This is a genomic window from Pseudomonas fluorescens Q2-87, assembly GCF_000281895.1.
GTDB classification, from domain to species: Bacteria; Pseudomonadota; Gammaproteobacteria; order Pseudomonadales; family Pseudomonadaceae; genus Aquipseudomonas; species Aquipseudomonas fluorescens_S.
Genome location: NZ_CM001558.1, coordinates 4,495,035 through 4,511,969 on the forward strand (window position 1 = coordinate 4,495,035; position 16,935 = coordinate 4,511,969).

Annotated in this window: 14 protein-coding genes and 1 pseudogene; 7 read left to right on the forward strand and 8 right to left on the reverse strand. The window is 59.8% G+C overall.

From position 1 onward, the window contains the following. Positions 1 to 13 precede the first annotated feature (13 nt). Positions 14 to 1,720 (reverse strand): annotated as a pseudogene (locus PFLQ2_RS08165) (ShlB/FhaC/HecB family hemolysin secretion/activation protein). Positions 1,721 to 1,995: 275 nt separating this feature from the next. Here PFLQ2_RS08165 and PFLQ2_RS08160 point away from each other — a divergent pair. After that, positions 1,996 to 2,271, forward strand: a complete 276-nt coding sequence (locus tag PFLQ2_RS08160; RefSeq protein ID WP_003184171.1) for a hypothetical protein — start codon at positions 1,996 to 1,998, stop codon at positions 2,269 to 2,271. A 123-nt stretch (positions 2,272 to 2,394) separates the two neighbouring features. On the opposite strand, the gene PFLQ2_RS08155 is transcribed toward PFLQ2_RS08160, so the two are convergent. Continuing rightward, on the reverse strand, positions 2,395 to 3,741 hold the full coding sequence (locus tag PFLQ2_RS08155; RefSeq protein ID WP_003184173.1) for a DEAD/DEAH box helicase: 1,347 nt from the start codon (positions 3,739 to 3,741) through the stop codon (positions 2,395 to 2,397). A 193-nt stretch (positions 3,742 to 3,934) separates the two neighbouring features. On the opposite strand from PFLQ2_RS08155, the gene PFLQ2_RS08150 reads away from it, so the two are divergent. Continuing rightward, positions 3,935 to 5,233 carry a mechanosensitive ion channel family protein gene (locus PFLQ2_RS08150; RefSeq protein ID WP_003184176.1) on the forward strand — a complete coding sequence of 433 codons (1,299 nt, stop codon included), beginning with the start codon at positions 3,935 to 3,937 and terminating at the stop codon, positions 5,231 to 5,233. A gap of 112 nt (positions 5,234 to 5,345) precedes the next feature. Here the strand turns inward: PFLQ2_RS08150 and PFLQ2_RS08145 are convergent, their stop codons facing one another. The 3 genes from PFLQ2_RS08145 to PFLQ2_RS08135 all read right to left on the reverse strand — a co-directional run bounded on the left by PFLQ2_RS08145 (position 5,346) and on the right by PFLQ2_RS08135 (position 7,563). After that, a complete protein-coding gene (locus PFLQ2_RS08145) occupies positions 5,346 to 6,212 on the reverse strand; it encodes a carboxylate/amino acid/amine transporter (protein WP_003184178.1) in 867 nt (288 codons plus the stop codon). Positions 6,213 to 6,501: 289 nt separating this feature from the next. After that, on the reverse strand, positions 6,502 to 7,101 hold the full coding sequence (locus tag PFLQ2_RS08140) for an FMN-dependent NADH-azoreductase (protein WP_003184179.1): 600 nt from the start codon (positions 7,099 to 7,101) through the stop codon (positions 6,502 to 6,504). Positions 7,102 to 7,248: 147 nt separating this feature from the next. Beyond that, a complete protein-coding gene (locus PFLQ2_RS08135; protein WP_003184181.1) occupies positions 7,249 to 7,563 on the reverse strand; it encodes a hypothetical protein in 315 nt (104 codons plus the stop codon). A 49-nt stretch (positions 7,564 to 7,612) separates the two neighbouring features. On the opposite strand from PFLQ2_RS08135, the gene PFLQ2_RS08130 reads away from it, so the two are divergent. From PFLQ2_RS08130 to aqpZ, 5 genes are all read left to right on the forward strand, one after another. After that, positions 7,613 to 8,536 carry a LysR family transcriptional regulator gene (locus PFLQ2_RS08130; RefSeq protein ID WP_003184183.1) on the forward strand — a complete coding sequence of 308 codons (924 nt, stop codon included), beginning with the start codon at positions 7,613 to 7,615 and terminating at the stop codon, positions 8,534 to 8,536. Between the two features lie 14 nt (positions 8,537 to 8,550). Then, entirely contained in the window at positions 8,551 to 9,354 is an 804-nt protein-coding gene (locus tag PFLQ2_RS08125; protein ID WP_003184186.1) for an alpha/beta fold hydrolase, read from the forward strand. A gap of 4 nt (positions 9,355 to 9,358) precedes the next feature. Next, positions 9,359 to 9,913: a peptidylprolyl isomerase A gene (locus tag PFLQ2_RS08120; RefSeq protein ID WP_003184188.1), complete on the forward strand. Its 555-nt coding sequence runs from the start codon at positions 9,359 to 9,361 to the stop codon at positions 9,911 to 9,913. Between the two features lie 84 nt (positions 9,914 to 9,997). Next, a complete protein-coding gene (locus PFLQ2_RS08115) occupies positions 9,998 to 11,830 on the forward strand; it encodes an ABC transporter ATP-binding protein (protein WP_003184192.1) in 1,833 nt (610 codons plus the stop codon). Positions 11,831 to 12,251: 421 nt separating this feature from the next. After that, a complete protein-coding gene (gene aqpZ, locus PFLQ2_RS08110) occupies positions 12,252 to 12,941 on the forward strand; it encodes an aquaporin Z (RefSeq protein ID WP_003184193.1) in 690 nt (229 codons plus the stop codon). A gap of 16 nt (positions 12,942 to 12,957) precedes the next feature. Here aqpZ and PFLQ2_RS08105 read toward each other — a convergent pair whose 3' ends face one another. The 3 genes from PFLQ2_RS08105 to PFLQ2_RS08100 all read right to left on the reverse strand — a co-directional run bounded on the left by PFLQ2_RS08105 (position 12,958) and on the right by PFLQ2_RS08100 (position 16,847). Beyond that, positions 12,958 to 14,082, reverse strand: a complete 1,125-nt coding sequence (locus PFLQ2_RS08105) for a GNAT family N-acetyltransferase (RefSeq protein ID WP_003184195.1) — start codon at positions 14,080 to 14,082, stop codon at positions 12,958 to 12,960. Positions 14,083 to 14,261: 179 nt separating this feature from the next. Beyond that, positions 14,262 to 15,341 (reverse strand): RHS repeat-associated core domain-containing protein, encoded by a 1,080-nt coding sequence (locus PFLQ2_RS28370; RefSeq protein ID WP_003184199.1) that lies wholly within the window; start codon positions 15,339 to 15,341, stop codon positions 14,262 to 14,264. Positions 15,342 to 15,536: 195 nt separating this feature from the next. Beyond that, positions 15,537 to 16,847 (reverse strand): OprO/OprP family phosphate-selective porin, encoded by a 1,311-nt coding sequence (locus PFLQ2_RS08100; protein WP_003184201.1) that lies wholly within the window; start codon positions 16,845 to 16,847, stop codon positions 15,537 to 15,539. Between the last annotated feature and the right edge of the window lie 88 nt (positions 16,848 to 16,935).

Genomic DNA, 16,935 nt, shown 5'->3' on the forward strand with positions numbered 1-16,935 from the left:
CGTCGCAGCGAAATTAGAGGAATGCATCCACGCGGAAGTAGATCGGCGCTTCGCGCTCGGTCAGGGCATCCGGGCGCTCCAGGGAGTGGGCGAAGGTGACGCTGGCACTCAGGTGCTCACCACGGGCGAACAACTCCACCGCGTTGCTCGACATGCGCCCGTGCTGGTCACCGTTGTAGCGGTCACCCCGAATCGCACCCTGGTCATAACCGAGGCTGGTGCCGTACTCGGCGAACACCGGGCGCAGCCATTCCAGGGTTACCGGGCGACTCCAACGCAGGTCGTTGCGCCAGTAGCCGCCGCTGTCACCGGAGAGGGATTAGTCCTTGTAGCCGCGAATCGACGACTGGCCGCCCAGGCTCATGCGCTGCGGACTGAACAGCACGTCTTCACTGCGCTGGCCGGTCATCAGGCTGCTGAAGCTGAAGGATTCGTCCCACAGCTTGAAGGGCTGCAAGTAACTGGCGGTGGCGGTGTATTTGCGATAGCGGGCGTTGGCCTGGCCGGGGCCGGGATCGTTGTCGTCCTGGGCATCAAAAGCGCCGATGCCTTGCTGCATACCCAAGTCCAGGTTGACGAAGGCATTGCCGAGCCGACGGCCATGGTTGATGCCGAACTGGGCTTCGCTCAAGCGATTGCTGCTCACCGCCAACTTGCTGTCTTCGATGAAGTTGTTGGTGCGCAAGTACGCAAGGCCAGTGTTGAGGGAGGTCTTGCTCAGGGCGTCGCGATGAATCACCCGCTCGACCCGCAACTGATGGTTCTGGCTGTCGCCGGTCTGCTTGAAATTGAAACCGTTGGCCGGGATTTGCGAGCGATACTCGCTCTGGCTGTAGGTGTAGCTGACGTTCCACCAACCCAAGGGCAAGTTGTAATTGAGCATGGCGTTGTTGGAGGTGTGCTGGTGGTCGGTCATCGCGTCATGACCGCCGCGCAACATCAGCTGATCGGCCAAGCCCAGCGGACTGTCCCATTCGAAGCTGGTGCCCCACTGCTGCTCGCCCGTGCTGCGCTGGCCGTCGTTGCTGCGCGACAAGCCTGCGCGCCAAGGCTTCTTCGGTTCGTTGGTCACACGTACTTCACTGCCACCGACGCTCTGCCCAGGGGTCAGCTCCATCTTCGCCTGGTTCGACGGCAGGCGATTGAGCTGGTCCACCATCTGCTCGATCTCCCGCAGGTTGACCAGGTCGCCGGCCTTGCCAGGGAATACCATCGCCAATTCGCGGTCCGAGAGTTTGCTGTTCTCGGCCCCCTTGAGCCCTTCAAGCCGTCCTTCCACCACCAGTACATTCAAATGTCCAGAAGACAAATCCTGCTGTGGCAGATAGGCGCGGCTGGTGACCAGGCCTTTGTCGATGTAGTGGTCGGTGATGACTTTGAGCAACTCGTTGAGCTGCGGCACGCCCAGGCATTGACCGATGTAGGGTTTGAGCAGTCCCTCGCGCTCGCTGGCGGAGAGGCTGTCGGCGCCTTTGAGCTCGATGGTCTTGATCGGGAAGCAGCGAGTCTGCGCCGGAGCGGTCGGCTCGATCGGCGCAGCGGCCTTGCCCGGCAGGTCCTGGAGTTCCTCGAGACGACGGCGCTGCTCTTCGAGCAAACGATTCTGGCGCTCGCGGATCAGGTCGGTGTCGCCAGGCGTGGGGGCGGCGTGAGCCAGGGTCAGCGGAGAAAGGCATAGCAAAGCCAGGCACAACCTCGCCCAAAAGGCGGGTGAGGACATGGTCGATCCCTCGAACAAAAGTGACATCAAAATAGTGGCGCGATGTTAATGAGCCATCATTTTGGCGTCAACTAAATGGTTTGAACTTCAAGGCTATTGCTGAAACCGTTCATCTGAAATCAGAAGCCTCCGGTACACATGTGTGAAAGATCCCAGGCAGAGCCAGAAACCTCCTGCGAAACGGACAGACAGGCCAACAGCTCGCCGTCAATGAACTTTCCAGCCAACCCCGGCCTCAACCCCTTACCTGCCCAACAAGGAATACGAGGCCTCTCATGAAAACCCTGTTGAAACTCACCCTCGCCGCCACCCTCACTTGTGCCCTGCCCGCCTGGGCTAACTGCACGCCTGAGGAAGCGACCATCAAGCGTGAACAACTGGCGGATAAAATCGCCAAGCTCACCGAACAGGACCCATCCAAGGCCAAGGAGATGAATGACCAGTTGCAGGCCATGGATCTGGAAACCTCCAGCAAGGACGTGCCGGATAAATGCCAGTTGATCGATAGGCGCATGCATGAGCTGGAAGAAGCGCAGAAGAAGGCGGAGTGACTCCCCAGACCTAACACCGCCAGCTTTTGTGGTAAGCGAGCTTGCTCTCTCACCACAAGGTTTAATTAGCCATAAAAAAACCGGACCCAAGGTCCGGTTTTTTTATGGAGCATTACTGCCGCTTCATTCAGCGGCTGGCGCTTCTGGCTTGCGGCGCTTGAGCGGGGCCAAACCGTCCTTGCTCACCAGCGATGGGGTGTCGCTCTTCGGGCGGTTGGCGGTCTTGCGCTTGGTCGGGCCCTTGGCGCCGGCTTTTTTCTTGTCGCCCTTGGCGTCGACTTTTTTCTTCTTCACACCGACAGCCTTGCCCGAGGCCTTGACCTTTTTAGGTCCGCCGTAGGTGCCTTTGACTTCCTTGATGGTGCGGCGCTCGAAGCTCTGCTTGAGGTAGCGCTCGATACTCGACATCAGGTTCCAGTCACCGTGGCAGATCAGCGAGATCGCCAGGCCATCGTTGCCGGCACGGCCGGTACGACCAATGCGATGCACGTACTCGTCGCCGCTGCGGGGCATGTCGAAGTTGATGACCATGTCCAGGCCGTCCACGTCCAGGCCACGGGCGGCGACGTCGGTGGCGACGAGGATTTTCACGCCGCCTTGCTTGAGGCGGTCGATGGCCAACTTACGGTCTTTCTGGTCCTTTTCACCGTGCAGCACGAACGCCTTGTAATCCTGGGCCACCAGGCGACCGTAGATGCGGTCGGCCATGGCCCGGGTGTTGGTGAACACGATGGCTTTTTCGTAGGTCTCGTTGGCCAGCAACCAGTTCACGATCTGCTCTTTGTGCTGGTTGTGGTCAGCGGTGATGATCTGCTGGCGAGTGGTGGAGTTGAGCTGGCTCACCGCGTTGAGCTGCAAGTGCTCGGGGTTGTTCAGCACCTTGGCGATCATCTCGCGCAGGCCCGAACCACCGGTCGTGGCGGAGAACAGCATGGTCTGCTGGCGGTTGGTGCATTCGTCCACCAGGCGCTGTACGTCTTCGGAGAAGCCCATGTCCAGCATGCGGTCGGCTTCGTCCAGCACCAGCACTTCGACTTCCTTGAGGTCGAGGTTGCCGGCGTTCAATTGCTCGATCATCCGCCCCGGCGTGCCGATCAGAATGTCCGGCACCTTGCGCAGCATGGCGGCCTGGACCTTGAAATCTTCGCCGCCGGTGATCAGGCCGGACTTGATGAAGGTGAATTGCGAGAAGCGCTCCACTTCCTTCAAGGTCTGCTGGGCCAGTTCACGGGTCGGCAGCAGGATCAGCGTCTTGATGCTGACGCGGACCTTGGCCGGGCCGATCAGGCGGTTGAGGATCGGCAGCACGAACGCGGCGGTCTTGCCACTGCCGGTTTGCGCCGTCACCCGCAGGTCACGCCCCTGGAGCGCGAGCGGAATAGCCGCTGCCTGCACCGGCGTTGGCTCGACAAATTTAAGCTCGGCCACGGCTTTGAGCAGGCGTTCGTGCAGGGCGAATTGGGAAAACACGGGTGCTACCTCGAAGAAATGCAAAAAAACAGCTGCATAGGGTAACGGTTTCGAGCGCGAAGGCCGAGTTTCTTTATACAAACGGCAGTAAATCAATGGATTTTTATAGGGCGATTCTTCATCAACAGTCACTTCTGCGGGCTTAAATGCTCTAATCGCCCTGTCGCGTCTCTATAGAAGAACCGTTTCGTCCATGGACATCAAACAACTCTGGGTCAACATCCAAGACCTCTGGGGTGCCCTTGACCAGCACCCGCTCCTGCATTCCAGCCTCGCCCTGATGTTGCTGCTGGTCATTGCCTTGGTGCTCGGACGCGTGGCGCGCTACCTGATCCTGCACGCGGCCAAATTGCTTGGCCGTCAACCGGCATTGCATTGGGTCAACGACCTGCGCCAGAACAAAGTCTTCCATCGCCTGGCGCAGACTACGCCGTCGCTGATCATCCAGTTTGGCCTGCACCTGGTGCCGGAGCTCAGCAAGACGAGTCTGATTTTTCTCGGCAATATCGCCACAGCCTTCACCGTTCTGTTCATGGTGCTGGCCTTCAGCGCCTTGCTCAGCGCCCTGCTGGATGTCTACGCCCGTACCGAGCATGCCCGCACGCGCTCGATCAAAGGCTACGTGCAACTGACGAAGATGGTGCTGTATGTGTTTGGCGCGATCATCATCGTCGCCACGCTGATCGACCGTTCGCCGCTGTTGCTGCTGTCGGGCCTGGGTGCGATGTCGGCGGTGATCCTGTTGGTCTACAAGGACACCCTCTTGTCGTTCGTCGCCAGTGTGCAGCTGACCAGTAACGACATGTTGCGGGTCGGCGACTGGATCGAGATGCCTCAGGTCGGCGCCGACGGTGATGTGGTGGACATCACGCTGCACACGGTCAAGGTGCAGAATTTCGACAAGACCATCGTCTCGATTCCCACTTGGCGGTTGATGTCCGAGTCGTTCAAGAACTGGCGCGGCATGCAGCAGTCTGGCGGACGACGGATCAAGCGCAGCCTGTTCATCGACGCCAGCGGCGTGCGTTTTTTACATGACGAGGAAGAGCAGCGCCTGACCCAGGTTCGCCTGCTGACCGACTACATCGGCCGCAAGCAAGCCGAACTCAAGGCCTGGAACGAAGCCCAGGGCAACGTCGCGGCAATGTCGGCCAACCGTCGGCGCATGACCAACCTGGGCACCTTCCGCGCCTATGCCCTGGCCTATTTGAAAAGCCACCCGGAGGTACAGCCGAACATGACCTGCATGGTCCGCCAACTGCAGACCACCGCCCAAGGCATCCCGCTGGAAATCTATTGCTTCACCCGCACCACTGCATGGACCGACTACGAACGCATCCAGGGGGATATTTTCGATTACTTGCTGGCGGTCATGCCGGAGTTCGGGCTGAACCTGTATCAGCAGCCGAGCGGCACGGATCTGCGCTCGGGGTTGCTGCCGGCAATGCTGGGCGCGAGTTCTATTTCAGAGCCGCAGAAGCAGGTGGTCTGAACCTAAAACACATCACCCTGTGGGAGCGGGCTTGCTCGCGAAAGCGGAGTTTCAGGCAACGGATATATCGACTGAAACGAAGCCTTCGCGAGCAAGCCCGCTCCCACAGGGATCAGCGTGTAGCTGGCGATTGGCGGATCCCCAACCGACTGATCCACACCGCCGCCAGGATCACCGACCCGCCCAGCAACAGCCGCCCCAGTGCCTCATGCTGGTTCCAGATCAGCAGGTTCACCAGCAGCCCCACGGGCACGTGCAGGTTGTTCATCACCGCCAGCGTCCCGCCATTGACCAGGCAGGCGCCTTTGTTCCACCAATACAACCCCAACGCAGTGGAGACCAGGCCAAGGAATACCAGCACGCCCCATTGCAACGGCGCTTCAGGCCAGAAGTTGGTTTTGCCGAACAGCAGGAAGGCCGGCAGCGCCACGGCCAGCGCGCCCAAGTAGAAATAGCCGAAACGCCGGTAGTGCGGCAGGTCGCTCGGATGGCGCGCCACCAAATGCTTGTACAGCACCTGCCCCGCCGCGTAGGTGAAATTGGCCAGTTGCAGCAGCAAAAAACCCATGAAGAAATCCGGATTGATCCGGTCGTAGCGAATCACCGCCGCGCCGGCCACAGCCACCAGGGCCGCAATCAGCGCCCAGGGATTGAAGCGGCGGTTCAGCGCATCTTCGATCAAGGTCACGTGCAGGGGCGTCAGGATGGTAAAGAGCAACACCTCGGGCACCGTCAGCACTCGGAAGCTCAGGTACAGGCAGACGTAGGTCACGCCAAACTGCAAGGCACCAATCAACAGCATGCCGCGCATGAACGCCGGCTCCACCTGGCGCCAGCGTGTCAGCGGAATGAACACCAGCCCGGCCAGTAAGACCCGCACCAGCACGGCGAAGTAGCTGTCCACATGCCCAGCCAGGTACTCGCCGATCAGGCTGAAGGAAAACGCCTGGATCAGCGTCACAAAAAGTAGATAGCCCATACGCCCCTCGTTTCGAATGGCGGCGAAGATAGCGGGTTTTGGTGGTTGTCGCTAACCGCAATAGCCAGACCAGCACTGGACACTGTGGGAGCGAGCTTGCCCGCTCCCACAAGGGTTGCGCGGCGAGCCATGGAATCCCAGGCAAAAAAAAGCCCGATCTCGCTAAAGCGTTCAATCGGGCTGATGCACTCAGGAGCAACAAGTGCGAAGGGAGGTTCGATGCGCAGAACGGTTTGAAGGGAAGCGCCAGGTCACTAGACCACCTGGCGATTACCCGAGGATTAACGGATCAGGCGACCTGGGACAGCTTGGCGTTGGCCTGATTCAGGCCCTTCTCCTGGAAGTCGCCGCCCAGGTTCATGCCTTCGGCATGGATGAAGGTCACGTCGTGGATGCCGATGAAGCCCATGACTTGGCGCAGGTAGGGTTCCTGATGGTCGGTGCTGCCACCGGCATGGATGCCACCGCGAGCAGTCAGCACGAAGGCGCGCTTGCCGGCCAGGAGGCCCTGGGGACCAGTGGGGGTATATTTGAACGTCACCCCGGCACGCAGCACGTGGTCGAGCCAGGCTTTCAGAGTGCTCGGGATGGCGAAGTTGTACATCGGTGCAGCCATCACCAGCACGTCGGCGGCCAGCAATTCGTCGGTCAGTTGGTTGGAGCGCTCCAGCGAGGCGTTTTCGATGTCGTTGCGCTGCTCGGCGGGCTTCATCCAGCCACCCAGCAGATTGGCGTCCAGGTGCGGCACAGGGTTGATGGCCAGGTCCCGAACACTGATTTCATCGGCCGGGTGCGCGGCTTTCCACTGGCTGATGAAGGTCTGGGTCAGTTGGCGGGAAACCGAGTCTTGCTGGCGGGCACTGCTTTCGATGATCAGAACGCGGGACATAGCTTGTAGGCTCCATCTGAGAATGTTGTCAGTCGATGGAGTGAAGGTTAAACGCGAGCATATCGATGAAAAAGCGCAAATAACTGCTGTAAAGCATCGATAATTTCGTTTATAAGCGAAGCAAGCAGTGTCGCTGCCTGCTCTGGCCTATTTCGGCTGGCAGGTCAGCTGGATACGCAGCTTGATGATATTGCGGTTGAACTTGGCCGTGGCGTTCTTGAACTTGCCGGCGGCGACTTCGATCCGGCGGGTGCGAGGCGCTTCGGGGCCGTTGCGAAACACCACGGTGCAGGCCGCGTCGGTGCTGCCGTAGTTGTTGACCTGGATGGAGCCGATGTCGGCATCAGTGTCATAGGCGGTGTAGTCGATGCTCAGGCCGTTGAGGTGTTTCTCCACATCGATCGGGTACGCAAACGCAGTCAGCGGCAGCAAGGCCAGCAGCGCACAACAGATTTTCTTCATTCGGCAGTCTCCACAAGGGACCGCCAGCTTAGGACAAGAGGAGCTCAATATGAAAGCGCCCCGCGTGACCCTTGATCAATGGCGAACGTTGCAGGCGGTGGTGGACCACGGTGGTTTCGCCCAGGCCGCCGAAGTGCTGCATCGTTCCCAGTCATCGGTGAGCTACACCGTGGCCCGCATGCAGGATCAACTCGGCGTGCCGCTGCTGCGCATCGACGGACGCAAGGCTGTGCTGACCGAGGCCGGTGGCGTGTTGCTGCGCCGCTCCCGGCAGTTGGTTAAACAGGCCAGCCAGCTGGAGGACCTTGCCCACCACATGGAACAAGGCTGGGAAGCAGAGGTGCGCCTGGTGGTCGACGCCGCCTACCCCAACGCCCGCCTGGTACGCGCCTTGACCGCGTTCATGCCGCAAAGCCGTGGCTGCCGGGTGCGCCTGCGTGAGGAGGTGTTGTCCGGTGTCGAAGAAGTGCTGCTCGAAGGCGTGGCCGACCTGGCCATCAGCGGCTTCAGTATTCCCGGTTTCCTGGGCGCGGAATTGAGCGATGTCGAGTTCGTCGCGGTGGCCCATCCCGAGCATGCCCTGCACCGTCTCAATCGCGAGCTGAACTTCCAAGACCTGGAAAGCCAGTTGCAAGTGGTGATCCGCGACTCCGGTCGCCAGCAACCACGGGATGTCGGCTGGCTCGGCGCCGAACAGCGCTGGACGGTGGGCAGCCTGGCCACCGCCGCGACGTTTGTCGGCAGCGGCCTGGGCTTCGCCTGGCTGCCTCGGCACATGATCGAACGGGAACTCAGAGAGGGTTTGCTCAAGCGTCTACCCTTGGAACAGGGAGGCACCCGCAATTCCACCTTCTATCTGTTCTCGAACAAGGAAAAGCCCCTGGGCCCGGCCACGCAGATCCTCATCGAACTGCTGCGCACCTTCGACACCGCGCCGCTGGATGCTCCGTTCGCCGCCCCTGAACAAGCCTGACAAGGACTTCGCCGATGGCCTATTTCGCCCACGAAGATTGCAATTTGCACTACGAGGAATACGGCCACGGCGCGCCCTTGCTGCTGGTTCACGGGCTGGGCTCCAGTACCCGCGACTGGGAAAGCCAGATCCCGGTATTTTCTGCCCGTTATCACCTGATCGTGGTGGACGTGCGCGGTCATGGGCGTTCCGACAAACCGCACGAGCGCTACAGCATCGAAGGGTTCAGCGCCGACTTGATCGCCCTGATCGAACATCTGGACCTCGGCCCCGTGCATCTGGTGGGCTGGTCCATGGGTGGCATGATCTGCTTTCAACTGGCGGTGGACCAACCCGGCCTCATCAAGAGCCTGTGCATTGTCAACAGCGCGCCCGAAATCAAAGTCCGCACGCCCGATGACTGTTGGCAATGGTTCAAGCGCTGGAGCCTGATGCGTATCCTCAGCCTGGAGACCATCGGCAAGGCCCTGGGCGCGAAATTATTTCCCAAGCCCGAGCAAACCGAGTTACGCCTGGAAATGGCTCGGCGCTGGGCAAAAAACGACAAACGTGCTTATCTCGCCAGCTTCGATGCCATCGTCGGATGGGGCGTGCAGGAACGGCTGTCGCAAGTGGCCTGTCCAACCCTGGTCATTTGCGCCGACCACGACTACACCCCGGTGGCGCTGAAAGAAGCCTATGTAAAGCTGCTGCCCGATGCTCGGCTGGTGGTGATCGCCGATTCCCGGCACGCTACCCCGCTGGATCAACCCGAACGTTTCAACCAAACCCTGCTCGAATTTCTGACCGCAGTCGACTCCACCACTCAGGACCACTGACCCCATGCTGAAAAAAATTGCCCTCGCCGCCGGCACCGTACTGTTTGCCGCCAACCTGATGGCCGCGCCAGCGCCACACGTATTGCTGGACACCACCAACGGCCAGATCGAAATCGAACTGGACCCGGTCAAGGCCCCCATCAGCACCAAGAATTTCCTTGAGTACGTGGACAGCGGGTTCTACAACAACACGATCTTCCATCGCGTGATCCCAGGCTTCATGGCCCAGGGCGGCGGCTTCACCACACAGATGCAACAAAAGGAAACCAAGCCGCCGATCAAGAACGAAGCCAGTAACGGCCTGCACAACGTTCGCGGCACCTTGTCGATGGCCCGCACGTCCAACCCGGACTCGGCCACCAGCCAGTTCTTCATCAACGTGGCCGACAATGCGTTCCTCGACCCGGGCCGTGACGCCGGTTACGCGGTGTTCGCCAAAGTGGTCAAGGGCATGGACGTGGTGGACATCATCGTCAATTCCCAGACCACTACCAAACAAGGCATGCAAAACGTGCCGATCGACCCTGTGCTCATCAAGTCGGCCAAGCGCATCGACTGAGGCGGCACACGGCAAGCCTGAGCGGCGACGGCAATCCCGTGCCGCTCATAGCAAAAAGGAGAGCCCCTGCCAGGGCATTTACAGATGGTTTATCGCCGCTTCGAAACACTGATCGATATCTTCCGCGACGCCCCAACCTCGGCCCCGCCGAACCGGGTCCTCCCCTTCTACACCTATTACCTGAAACAGGTCTGGCCCAGCTTCGCCGTGCTGCTGGTGGTGGGCCTGATTGGCGCGCTGATCGAGGTCGCGCTGTTCAGCTACCTGAGCCGCATCATCGACCTGACCCTGGGTGCGCCCAACGTCAACTTCTTCAAGGACCATGGCCTGGAACTGGCCTGGATGGCGGTGGTGGCGCTGGTCTTGCGGCCAATCTTCGTGGCCCTGCACGACCTGCTGGTGCACCAGACCCTGAGCCCCGGCATGACCAGCCTCATCCGCTGGCAGAACCACAGTTATGTGCTCAAGCAGAGCCTTAACTTTTTCCAGAACGACTTCGCCGGGCGCATCGCCCAGCGCATCATGCAGACCGGCAACTCGCTGCGTGATTCAGCCGTACAGGCCGTGGACGCCTTGTGGCATGTGCTGATCTATGCGGTCAGCTCGCTGGTGCTGTTCGCTGAAGCCGACTGGCGCCTGATGATTCCGCTGCTGATGTGGATCGCCGCCTATATCGGCGCGCTGTGTTACTTCGTGCCGAGGGTCAAGGAGCGCTCGGTGATATCGTCCGACGCCCGCTCCAAGCTCATGGGCCGGATCGTCGACGGCTACACCAACATCACCACCCTGAAGCTGTTCGCCCATACCAACTTCGAGCAGCAATACGCCCGCGAAGCGATCCAGGAACAGACCGAAAAAGCCCAACTGGCAGGCCGTGTGGTGACCAGCATGGACGTGGTCATCACCAGCATGAACGGGATGCTGATCGTCGGCACCACCGGGCTGGCCCTGTGGCTGTGGACCCAGTCGTTGATCAGCGTGGGCGCCATTGCCCTGGCGACCGGGCTGGTGATTCGCATCGTCAACATGTCCGGCTGGATCATGTGGGTGGTCAACGGCATTTTCGAAAACATCGGCATGGTCCAGGACGGCCTGCAGACCATCGCCCAACCGGTCAGCGTCACCGACCGCGATCAGGCCAAGCCCCTGACGGTGGCCCGTGGCGAGGTGCGTTTCGAGCACGTGGATTTCCACTATGGCAAGAAAAGCGGGGTGATCGGCGATCTCAACCTGACTATCAAGCCGGGCGAAAAAATTGGCCTGATCGGCCCGTCCGGCGCGGGTAAGTCCACGTTGGTGAACTTGCTGCTGCGCCTCTATGACGTGCAGGGCGGGCGCATTCTCATCGACGGCCAGGACATCGCCGAAGTCGGCCAGGAAAGCCTGCGCGAGCGCATCGGCATGATCACCCAGGACACGTCGCTGCTGCATCGCTCGATTCGCGACAATTTGCTTTATGGCAAGCCCGACGCCACTGACGCGCAACTCTGGGAAGCGGTCCACAAGGCCCGTGCCGATGAGTTCATCCCACTGCTGTCGGACTCTGAAGGCCGCACCGGTTTTGACGCCCATGTCGGCGAGCGCGGCGTGAAACTCTCCGGCGGCCAGCGCCAGCGCATCGCCATCGCCCGGGTGCTGCTCAAGGACGCGCCAATCCTGATCATGGACGAAGCGACCTCAGCGCTGGATTCGGAAGTCGAGGCGGCGATTCAGGAAAGCCTCGAGACCCTGATGCAAGGCAAGACGGTGATCGCCATCGCCCACCGCCTCTCCACCATCGCTCGGATGGACCGCCTGGTGGTGTTGGAAAACGGCCGCATCGCCGAAACCGGCAGCCACGCCGAGCTGCTGGCCCATGGCGGGTTATACGCCCGGTTGTGGCAGCACCAGACCGGCGGGTTCGTAGGGATAGACTGATGCCTACCTGACACAGTTGCCCCCTGTGGCGAGGGAGCTTGCTCCCGCTGGGCTGCGCAGCAGCCCCAACAAGGTTGAGCTCCACCCGGCTCTATGGGGTGACGCTCGATTTTCAGGGGCGCTTCGCACCCCAGCGGGAGCAAGCTCCCTCGCCACATAGTCTTGTGCGAATCGACAAGGTCAACCCAACAACCAAGGCCTTTCTGAAAAATTCTGTCCAGCAATCATCCTGCCCACACAGCCACGGCATACTCCCCGCCGACCACGGCCAAAACCGCCACCGTCCATGACGCTGGCGGTTTTTTTATGCCGCTGGATTTGTCGCCACACTCTGCTGTACTCAGCTCAGGTTCTGGAGATGAACCTGTCGTAATCTGCTGGATGCATAACCGATTATCACGACTGTTTTTCAAGGATGCTTATGTCTTTATTCAAACGTTCAACGACTGAGTTGTTGGGTACGTTCTGGCTGGTGTTGGGCGGCTGCGGCAGCGCGGTATTGGCCGCTTCCGGGATTGGCGTGCTGGGGGTGGCCCTGGCGTTCGGCCTGACGGTGCTGACCATGGCGTTCGCCATTGGGCATATCTCCGGCTGCCACCTGAACCCGGCCGTGTCGGTGGGCTTGTACGTGGGCGGGCGGTTTCCGGCCAAGGAATTGCCTGCCTACATCATCGCCCAGGTCATCGGCGGGGTGTTGGCCGCCGCGCTGATCTACGTCATCGCCAGCGGCAAGGAAGGCTTTGACCTGGCCGCGTCCGGCCTGGCCTCGAACGGCTACGGCGAGCATTCGCCCGGTGGCTATTCAATGGCGGCCGGTTTTGTGACCGAGCTGGTCATGACGGCGATGTTCATCCTGATCATCCTCGGCGCCACCGATAAACGCGCACCGGCCGGGCTGGCACCGATTGCCATCGGCCTGGCCCTGACGCTCATTCACCTGATCTCGATTCCGGTCACCAACACCTCCGTCAACCCGGCCCGCAGTACCGGTCCGGCGTTGCTCGTCGGCGGCTGGGCCATCGAGCAATTGTGGCTGTTTTGGCTGGCACCGCTGTTGGGTGCTGTCATCGGCGGTGTCTCGTACCGCTGGTTGGCCAACGAAGAAAGCTGACTCACACCCGCGAAGATCAGCACTGTCGATAGGGCAGTGCTGCTTTCGCCTCTTCGGCATAGGCCAGCACGCCCTCTTGCTCGCGCACGAGGAAGTCCGCCACCGCCGCCTTCAACCCCGGATGCCGCAAGTAGTGCCACGAGCGGGTAATCACCGGCTCGAACCCGCGAATCAGCTTGTGTTCGCCTTGGGCACCGGCATCGAAGCGCTGCAAACCCTGGGCGATGGCGTAGTCCATGCCTTGGTAAAAACAGGTTTCGAAATGCAGACGGTCAAACTCCGCCAGGCAGCCCCAATAACGCCCGTAGAAACTGTCCCCGCCCACCAGGCTGAACGCCATCGCCACCGGCCGTGAACCTTGCTTGGCCAGCACCACTCGTATGGCCTCGGGCATGCGCTCGGCCAGCAGGCTGAAGAACGCCCGGGTCAGGTACGGCGCCTGCTGTCGCACCGCGTAGGTGTTGGCGTAACAGGCGTAGACAAAATCCCACTGGGCCTCGTCCAGTTGATGGCCTTCGAACCACTCGAACTCGATGCCCTGCCCCGCCACTTGTTCACGTTCCTTGCGCATCTGCTTGCGCTTGCGAGAACTGAGCGCGTCGAGAAAGTCCTGGAAGTCCCGGTAACCACGATTTTGCCAGTGATACTGGCAGCCAATCCGCTGTAACCAGCCTTCCTGTCCGGCCAGCGCCGCATCGGTGAAGGCATCGGTGAAGTTGATATGGGCGCTGGAAAGCCCTTCGATCTCCAGATAACCCGGCAGGCTGCCCAGCAGTTCCAGGCCATCCTCGACACGGGCCGCCAGCAATCGCGGGCCGCTGACCGGACTGAACGGCACCGCCGTCAGCAACTTGGGGTAATACTCGATCCCGGCCCGGGCGCAGGCATCGGCCCAGGCGTGGTCGAACACGTATTCACCGTAGGAATGCCACTTGCGATAACTGGGCAGTGCCGCCAACAGACGACCGTCTTCGATGTACAGCAAATGCTCGGCCTGCCAACCGGATTGCGGGCCGAGGCTGGTACTGTCTTCCAAGGTACTGAGGAAGGCGTGGCGCAGGAACGGTTGATTGGCGGGTACCAGGGCGTCCCATTCTTGCGGCGCGATGGTGGATAGGGTGTCCAGTACGTGAAGCGGCATGCAGTTCCTCGATATCCAGACAATGGATGGAGCGAGTATCGCCGATCCGGACGGTAGGAACGAGATGCAGGGTACTTTTTTACGGGCTTGGGTGATGAATGATCCAAAATAGGATATTGGCGGTACTACTCGATACCTTGCTGCTCGAGAAAATCAGTTATTAGAGGTCGCCCCTTTCCTTATTTGCGAATATTCTTCATTTCCGCCGCTCCGAGATTTAAATTCTTAAAGTATTTTTCCTGTTCCGCCCCCTTTGCTAATGCGATCATTTTTTTGTCAGTCCCTGCAATGATTCTAAAATCCCTCAGACTATGCCTGGTCACTCCGGATTTATATATGTGATCTCTGGCAAACTGATACTCCACCTTGGCAGCCTCCAACACCTTGACACTGCGTTGATACTCAGCCATCGCAGCAAGTTTTTCATCCAGCAGCCCAGGATGACTATAGAACTCATAAGTTAAATAATCCGCTCTCCGAGAATCGGCGACATCTTCATAGAATCCCATTCTCTTCTTGAGAACCGCTACATCTTTAGGTCTAATTTTTTTTATGGACGCTGGACTTGCAATGCCTAACCCTGCTTTATCTGGATTAGTTCTTAGAAAACTCTCAGGAATACTTGTAGATCCGGGACGGTATTTAGCGGACGCCGTGGTATTAGTGAAAAACCTTATAAGACCCCCAAAAGAAACATGCCCCGTCGGATCCACATTATTAATCGGATCCCCTTCGCAATACATGTAAGCATTCAAGCCCCCTTTACCAAACGGACTCAAGTTGTCCGGACTGTGAAACCTCATCAATCGCGGGTTGAAGACCCGGTAGCCATTGCCTAGAAAATACCAACCGCTTTGCGTTTCGCGCCGCTCGCCGTTGTAACCCAAATGACTGTTCGCCGAGCTGCCTTCAACCCGATGGCCATAGGGTGAATACGCAATACTCGTGAGTCCCCGCCGAGTAACTTCACCCATCACGCTGTTCTTATCATCGCCCATCAGCAATATGGGACTGGCATCACCACCGGTTTGGCACTCGGCGAGCACCACGCCCTCTGCACGCACGAAGGTTGTGCTGACAGTCCCGCTGACCTCACTCGCCAGCTCATCGTTTCGGTAGAACCGATGCTCTTTGCCCTCGGACGTAGTGCGCCCGATCAAGCTATCGAGTGCGTCGTAGTGAAAGCGGGTGGTCGGCTCATCGGGCGAGACACCGAAGTTGGTAATGGGGTGATTGGACCCAAGATCTGAATCCGCCATGATCGACTCTCCAGGTGAGCTATGGTGGCCTGAGGAAGTAAGCACGCTTTCCGGATACGGCGAAACTGTCAGGGTTGACAGGTGGTTGCCCATACAGCACTTCAGGCAAATACGGAGTAAAAAAACCCCACCAAAGGCGGGGTTCAAAGGAGCTTTAACGGATGAAGCAAGAACGCTGTATCAAATCAGCACGGGTTAGAACACGTACTGAGCGCGCATGACAAAACCGTCGCCGTCGTCGTCGCCATTGGCGTTGGTGACTTTGTCGGTCTTGGCCTTGATGTAGGCGGCGGAGATTTTCACCGCTTCGTTGGCGTACCAGTTCACACCCAGGTTGTGCACCTTGGCTTCGGCATCGCCCACGTCGCGGGTGGCGCTGGCGGTGGTGATGTTGTCGTCTTCGACGGTCATGCTGTCGAAGCGATAAAACACTTCCCAGGCACCGATGGACTTGTTCTGGGGCTTGATCGCGTCGAACTTGCCGACTTTATAGCCGCGGGATTCACCGGTGAGGGTGTAGGCACCCTGGACATAGAAGCCGTGGCCCTTGATGTCTTCAAAGCCGTCGGCATCCGCCTTGGTCTTGCGAGTGATGTACTCACCCTGGATCGACGCCGGGCCCATGGCGAAAGCGGCTTCCAGGCCGAACGCGGTGTCGCGGTCGTAGGAACCGGCCGGCGAGTTGTTGGCGCCGCCCAGTACCGGACGGTTGCCGTTAGTCCCGGCGTCGTTGCCGCCGAGGGTTTCAACACCGCGCATGCCCAGGCGGGAGCGATAACGGGCGTCGAACACGGTGTCGGAAACATCACGCGAAGCTACGTTCAGACCGAAGTGCAGGACATTGCCGGCGTCATGCATCGGCGCGAAAACGAAGCGACCATTGACCTGCTTGACGCTGTTGCCGTCGGTGTCGTTGTTGTCTTTGCTGAACACGCCGGCCGACGCGTAGAACGAATCGGCGAAGGTGCTGGACGCCTGCAAGCCCATGCCGTTCTGATGGCTGTTGGCCCAGTCGATCAAATCGTAGGCCGCGTTACGCTCGGGTGCGGTGACCCACTTGGAACTGGTGGCTTTTTCCAGGCCGAAGTCGGGGTCGAAACGGCCGACTTTGATCGAGACCGGTTTGAAGCCGTTGTAGGCCAGGGACGCCTCGTCGAAGTAGCCGTCATCGGAACTGCCACTGTTGTGGGACATGTCGTAGTTGATGGTGTAGGCCCAATCCGTGTACAGCACGCCGGACAGTTCCAGGAAGGCGCGACGGATGTACGCGGCGTCGGCGGTGTCACCGTTCTTGGTGTAGAGACCGTCGAACTGGCTGTAGTCAGCCTGCACACGACCGCCGAGCTTGAAGCTGAACTCTTTGTCGGTGGTAGCGACCTCAAGGCCGCCCTTGGTTTTGACCACGATATCGGCGCCGTCGGTGGTGACGGTGCCGGCGAAAGCCTGGGCGGTTACTGCCATTGCCAGTGCGCTGGCGGCAACACCTGCGAAGTGCTTACGGATCATCGAAGAATTCCCCTGTTGGTAGTCTATGCGTTAGAAAACACGCGGAACTGGGCCCGCTGGTGTTGGGAGGGGATCTTGGCGATGGGTG

Excerpts from the sequence above, each read along its gene's own strand:
- PFLQ2_RS08160 (WP_003184171.1), top strand. The coding sequence starts at position 1,996 with ATGAAAACCCTGTTGAAACTCACCCTCGCCGCCACCCTCACTTGTGCC.
- PFLQ2_RS08150 (WP_003184176.1), top strand. The coding sequence starts at position 3,935 with ATGGACATCAAACAACTCTGGGTCAACATCCAAGACCTCTGGGGTGCC.
- PFLQ2_RS08145 (WP_003184178.1), bottom strand. The coding sequence starts at position 6,212 with ATGGGCTATCTACTTTTTGTGACGCTGATCCAGGCGTTTTCCTTCAGC.
- PFLQ2_RS08140 (WP_003184179.1), bottom strand. The coding sequence starts at position 7,101 with ATGTCCCGCGTTCTGATCATCGAAAGCAGTGCCCGCCAGCAAGACTCG.
- PFLQ2_RS08135 (WP_003184181.1), bottom strand. The coding sequence starts at position 7,563 with ATGAAGAAAATCTGTTGTGCGCTGCTGGCCTTGCTGCCGCTGACTGCG.
- PFLQ2_RS08130 (WP_003184183.1), top strand. The coding sequence starts at position 7,613 with ATGAAAGCGCCCCGCGTGACCCTTGATCAATGGCGAACGTTGCAGGCG.
- PFLQ2_RS08125 (WP_003184186.1), top strand. The coding sequence starts at position 8,551 with ATGGCCTATTTCGCCCACGAAGATTGCAATTTGCACTACGAGGAATAC.
- PFLQ2_RS08120 (WP_003184188.1), top strand. The coding sequence starts at position 9,359 with ATGCTGAAAAAAATTGCCCTCGCCGCCGGCACCGTACTGTTTGCCGCC.
- PFLQ2_RS08115 (WP_003184192.1), top strand. The coding sequence starts at position 9,998 with ATGGTTTATCGCCGCTTCGAAACACTGATCGATATCTTCCGCGACGCC.
- aqpZ (WP_003184193.1), top strand. The coding sequence starts at position 12,252 with ATGTCTTTATTCAAACGTTCAACGACTGAGTTGTTGGGTACGTTCTGG.
- PFLQ2_RS08105 (WP_003184195.1), bottom strand. The coding sequence starts at position 14,082 with ATGCCGCTTCACGTACTGGACACCCTATCCACCATCGCGCCGCAAGAA.
- PFLQ2_RS28370 (WP_003184199.1), bottom strand. The coding sequence starts at position 15,341 with ATGGCGGATTCAGATCTTGGGTCCAATCACCCCATTACCAACTTCGGT.
- PFLQ2_RS08100 (WP_003184201.1), bottom strand. The coding sequence starts at position 16,847 with ATGATCCGTAAGCACTTCGCAGGTGTTGCCGCCAGCGCACTGGCAATG.